This window comes from Anaeromusa sp. (genome assembly GCF_028691475.1).
In the GTDB taxonomy this organism is placed as follows: Bacteria; Bacillota; Negativicutes; order Anaeromusales; family Anaeromusaceae; genus Anaeromusa.
In genome coordinates this window covers 1-4673 of record NZ_JAQUZF010000157.1, presented here as the reverse complement: position 1 = coordinate 4673, position 4673 = coordinate 1, and the positions used below count along the sequence as shown (strand labels likewise).

The 4673-nt window shown below is 50.8% G+C and carries 5 protein-coding genes; 1 reads left to right on the top strand and 4 read right to left on the bottom strand.

Annotated elements, in window-relative coordinates; genetic code table 11:
- Positions 1-439: 439 nt before the first annotated feature.
- A complete protein-coding gene (locus PHF27_RS13400) occupies positions 440-961 on the bottom strand; it encodes a hypothetical protein (RefSeq protein WP_300071108.1) in 522 nt (173 codons plus the stop codon).
- A gap of 130 nt (positions 962-1091) precedes the next feature.
- A complete protein-coding gene (locus tag PHF27_RS13395) occupies positions 1092-1565 on the bottom strand; it encodes a YbaK/EbsC family protein (RefSeq protein WP_300071106.1) in 474 nt (157 codons plus the stop codon).
- Positions 1566-1791: 226 nt separating this feature from the next.
- Here PHF27_RS13395 and PHF27_RS13390 point away from each other — a divergent pair, with 226 nt between their 5' ends.
- Positions 1792-2391 (top strand): xanthine phosphoribosyltransferase, encoded by a 600-nt coding sequence (locus PHF27_RS13390; RefSeq protein ID WP_300071104.1) that lies wholly within the window; start codon positions 1792-1794, stop codon positions 2389-2391.
- A 209-nt stretch (positions 2392-2600) separates the two neighbouring features.
- Here the strand turns inward: PHF27_RS13390 and PHF27_RS13385 are convergent, their stop codons facing one another.
- Both PHF27_RS13385 and PHF27_RS13380 read right to left on the bottom strand, forming a co-directional pair.
- Positions 2601-3932, bottom strand: coding sequence for a nucleobase:cation symporter-2 family protein (locus tag PHF27_RS13385; RefSeq protein WP_300071103.1), 1332 nt, complete (start codon positions 3930-3932; stop codon positions 2601-2603).
- A gap of 3 nt (positions 3933-3935) precedes the next feature.
- On the bottom strand, positions 3936-4673 hold a 738-nt coding region (locus PHF27_RS13380; RefSeq protein WP_300071101.1), incomplete at its 5' end, for a molybdopterin cofactor-binding domain-containing protein.

Genomic DNA, 4673 nt, shown 5'->3' with positions numbered 1-4673 from the left:
TAATAATCTTTTCTAGGTTGTTTTCGATGAAATCATTTTTAAGTAATCTTCTCGGACTGTCCTTCTCATCACTATATACCGACGCTTTCACCACCCACAAAGTTTTGTTAAGTTAACTATACCATTCCCATTTTCAAAATCCTGCCAAAATACGATTCTTTTTAATAAACGCTTAAATTCTGGTATTAAACCAAAAGCCAAACACAAGAAACGTATCATCACAGCCAATTTGATCGTTATATTTGATTACAAACTAAATATCCATACACTCCAACATAGCAAAAGAGCTGCGGCAAGACTTGCAATCAAGTCTGCCACAGCTCTTTCTTTGTTTCAATCCCATAAAGAATATATCCAGAAGCACTTCTCACAGCCCTCTTGCGTACCCTCCGGTCACTCCCGCGACTCTTGTTCAAATCCCCGTAACCATGTATCTTTTTCACGCCAGGAGCAGGCGCTTCTTGCTCGACTCCTGCCAGCTATAGACCTTCATCCGACCAGATACGCCCTGGGTCGTAAATACGCCTTGAAAAGCCTTGATATCATCTAAAGTGGCGCTACTAGATCCGACTGCCACAACCAGCTGACCATCCCGCAGCGTCACAGTCAAGGGACTCTTGCGGGACACCGCAGACACCGGCACCTGCCACAACGTCTGCTGGCGATGCGGCAGCCAAGCCTCGACATAACCGCCGTCAAAGCGAAGCTGCAGCCAAATCGGCCCCCGCTCCGTATCCAGATACATCGTCAAAACCGAACCGCTCTCCACACTGCGCAAATCATACAATTCCAATTTCCCAGAAGCAGGCGCTTCTAAAAAAGCATAATCCAGCGGCTCCATGGTTGCAGCAGCAGCCACACTCATCTCTTGTTCTTCCTGCAGCACTGCTTGCGCAGAGGCAGCCGGCAAAAGCAAAAGACTCGCTGCTAACCCCAAACAAAGCCCTACCGTCTTTCTCATTCGTACTTCCTTCCTTACTCAACCAACCATTTCTTACGCGCTAAAACCTGGCCCAAACCTTGCCGTCTTTACCATTTTATGCGTCACCGTCGGTCGGCGTCAAGGAAAATACTGCACTCTACCCCCTGCGTTATTTCACCTCAACCACCTGTCCACCAGTGAGTTCCTGCAATTGCTGGCTTGTCACGCGAAATACCGCAAAAGGCGAACCTGCCGCCGCCCAAAGTTCGGCGTATTGAAAAAGGTCTTCGTCCAGCAGGCACGGAATCTCCTCTATATGCCCTACCGGCGGAATGCCTCCAATGGCAAAGCCGGTATGTTCCAATACATAGTCCGCATCCGGCTTGCGCAGGGCCTCGCCAAAATACTTGGCTACTTTGCGTTCGTTAATGCGGTTAGCGCCGCTGGCTATCACCAAAAACGGCATACCGCTCTTTTTCCCCTGAAAAACAATGGACTTGGCAATCTGCCCTACCTCGCAGCCAATCGCCGCAGCCGCCTCCGCCGCTGTCCGCGTCGTTTCTTCCATATTCCGCACCTGCAACGGCAGCCCGGACGCTTCCAATACTTGCCGCACTCTGCCAACGCTTGTCTTTTCTTCCATAAGAAACCCCTCCCTATCTCTCACCACACACAGACCATTACAATAATGTTATTATATCACAAGTTTTTTTCATTTTTGTTATTTTATTTGAAGCATTTGCTTCCTCTTACTTCTTTCTCCCAAAAATCATTCACTTCCCAATTGCGATATGATACAATGGCCTAATGAAGTTATTGTTAGATAGGAAGCCGCCACTTTGTGGTTTCTTAAAAGAAGGAGTTTTAGTATGGAACTGCTTAAAGAACGCATTCGCAAGGAAGGCCTGGTTCTAGAAAACCGCATTTTAAAAGTCGATTCGTTCCTCAACCAGCAAATTGATCCTGTTTTGATGATGGAGCTAGGCGAAGAATTCGCCAGGCGCTTCGCCAATGAAGGCGTACAGCGCATTTTCACTATAGAAGCCTCCGGCATCGCCATTGCTCTGCCTACGGCGCTGCGCATGGGCGTCCCTTTGGTATTCGCCCGCAAAATACGCTCTACCACCATGAATGATCAGGTATATGCTACCCAAGTCCATTCTTACACTAGAAATCTCACTAGTGATGTCATTGTATCTAAACGCTTCCTGCCGCCTGGCGAGCGCGTCTTGATTATCGATGATTTTCTGGCTAACGGAGAAGCTGCTTTAGGTTTGGCCGAGCTGGTACGCCAAGCAGGCAGCAAAGTTGTCGGCATCGGTATTGCCATTGAAAAATCCTTTCAACCCGGCGCCGCCAAAATCAAAAACGCCGGCTACCGTCTGGAATCGCTGGCCCGTATTGCCGACTTCAAATCTGGCCAGGTTCGCTTTGTAGGTGAAGAACCGTCGCCGGATGTTTCAATTTAAAAGAACAGAGCAAAGATTACGAAATACAAAATTTGAACAAGAGTACGACAGTGCCGGATGCACTTAGGGTCCGTTGCGCCATGGACGGCACAGCAACCGACGTCTTCTGGCTTTTTAATCGGAGGGTACGAAATTCACATATTAATTTTATTAAAAACGCGGGGCTTTGCCAAAACAGCAAAGCCCCGCGTTTTATGTTATAAAGCAGTTTATAGATACTTGTTTTGACCGGCTTCCAGCTCTTTCTCCTCTGAGGAAACGCCATTGAGAAGCAAATTGAGCACAATAGCGGCGATGCTGCCGGCGGTAATACCGCTATGCAAAATAACTTGAGCCCAGGCCGGGAAGTTGTGATAGAAATTCGGCACCGCCAACGTAATCATGCCCACGCCCAGACTGACGGCAACAACCATAATGTTCTGCGTACCGTCAAACTCAACTCGTGACAAGGTTTTCATCCCGCTGGCCGCAACCATGCCGAACATGGCAATACCTGCGCCGCCCAGAACTGGCAAGGGAATGGCGGCAATCACCGCAGCCAGTTTGGGCACGAGGCCCAAAAGAATCAGAATAACTCCGGCAGCGGTAACCACAAAGCGGCTTTTGACCCTCGTCAATGCTACCAAGCCTACGTTCTGCGCGAAGGCCGTATAGGGAAAGGAGTTGAAAATACCGCCCAGAATCGTGGAGAAGCCATCCGCCCGCAAGCAGCGGCTCAAATCCTCTTTAGTAATCTTCTTGTCGACAATTTCGCCTACGGCGATACAGTCGCCAGTCGTCTCCGTCATAACCACCAGCATGACCAGCACCATAGCGGCAATAGAGGCCGCATCAAAAGTAGGATAGCCGAAAGCAAAAGGGGTAGTAATTCCCAGCCAGGAAGCATCGCCTACTTTGGAAAAATTGACCATGTCGAAAAAGCTGGCTAAGATCGTACCGCACAACAAACCTAAGAGCACTGCAATGTTGCTGATAAATCCTTTGAAAAAGCGGTAAAAGAAAAGAACCAACGCCAAGGTCACCAACGCCAGCAAGATATAAGCCGCGCTGGCAAAGTCCTTAGCCGCCGGATTGCCGCCGCCAGCCCAGCGCACCGCCACCGGCATCAGCGTCACGCCGATAATCGTAATGATCGTCCCCGTCACCACCGGCGGGAAGAAGCGCAAAAGGGAGCTGAAATAAGGAGCGGCGAGATACGTTATAATCCCGGCCACAATAATCGAGCCGTAAATACCGGTCAGTCCGTGCGCTTGGCCGATTAAAATCATGGGCGTCACGGCGGCAAAAGTCACGCCCTGGATCATGGGAATTTTCACGCCCATATTCCCAAAGCCGACAGTTTGGATAATGGTGGCAATGCCGCAGGTAAACAGATCGGCGTTAATCAGATAAATTAATTGCTCGCTGCTCAGCCCCAGGGCATTCGCCACAATGAGAGGAACCGCCACTGCCCCGGCGTACATAGCCAGCACGTGCTGCAGACCGTACACAAACAATTTGCTCAGCGGCAGCATCTCGTTAACAGGATGGGTTTTTTCCATGGTTCAGCCTCGTTTCTTGGTTAGTAATGCGTTCAACACTTTTTCCGGCGTCAAGGGCAGCTGCGTCAGCTGCACGCCGGTAGCGTTGAAGACGGCATGGGCAATCGCCGGCGCTGGCGTGTTAATGACCGCCTCGCCGATGGACTTAGCGCCGAAAGGACCTGTCGGTTCGTAGCTAGGCTCAAAGGCCACCCGCACGTTTCCCACATCCTTGCGGCAAGGAATCTTATATTGCATAAAATTACAGGTTTCCAAACGCCCTTGCCCAGTATAGCGCACTTCTTCATAGAGCGCCATGCCAATCCCCTGGACAACGCCCCCCTCAGTCTGTACGCGGGCCAAAGCCGGATTGATCACCGTGCCGCAGTCCACAACGGCCACAAAATCGATAGGCGTCACCTTGCCGGTAGCCTTGTCAATTTCCACTTCCGCAAAGCCCGCCACAAAGGGCGGCGGCGACGTGGGACTGCCGTAAGTGCCCTGCCCTGTCAATTGCTGACATCCCGCGCCTAAAGCCATCCGTTCCGCCAGCTTGGCCACGGTCAATCGCCTCTTGCCATCCTCACTCCAAAACTTCACGCCGTCGAAAGAAATTTGAGCCCCGTCTGCTTCCAATAATTTAGCCGCCTGTTCCAGCATCTTGCCGCGCAATTCCTCCGCCGCCAGCTTAACCGCCATACCAGTCACATAGGTAGTGCTGGAAGCGTACGAACCGGGATCAAAAGGAGACACATCCGTATC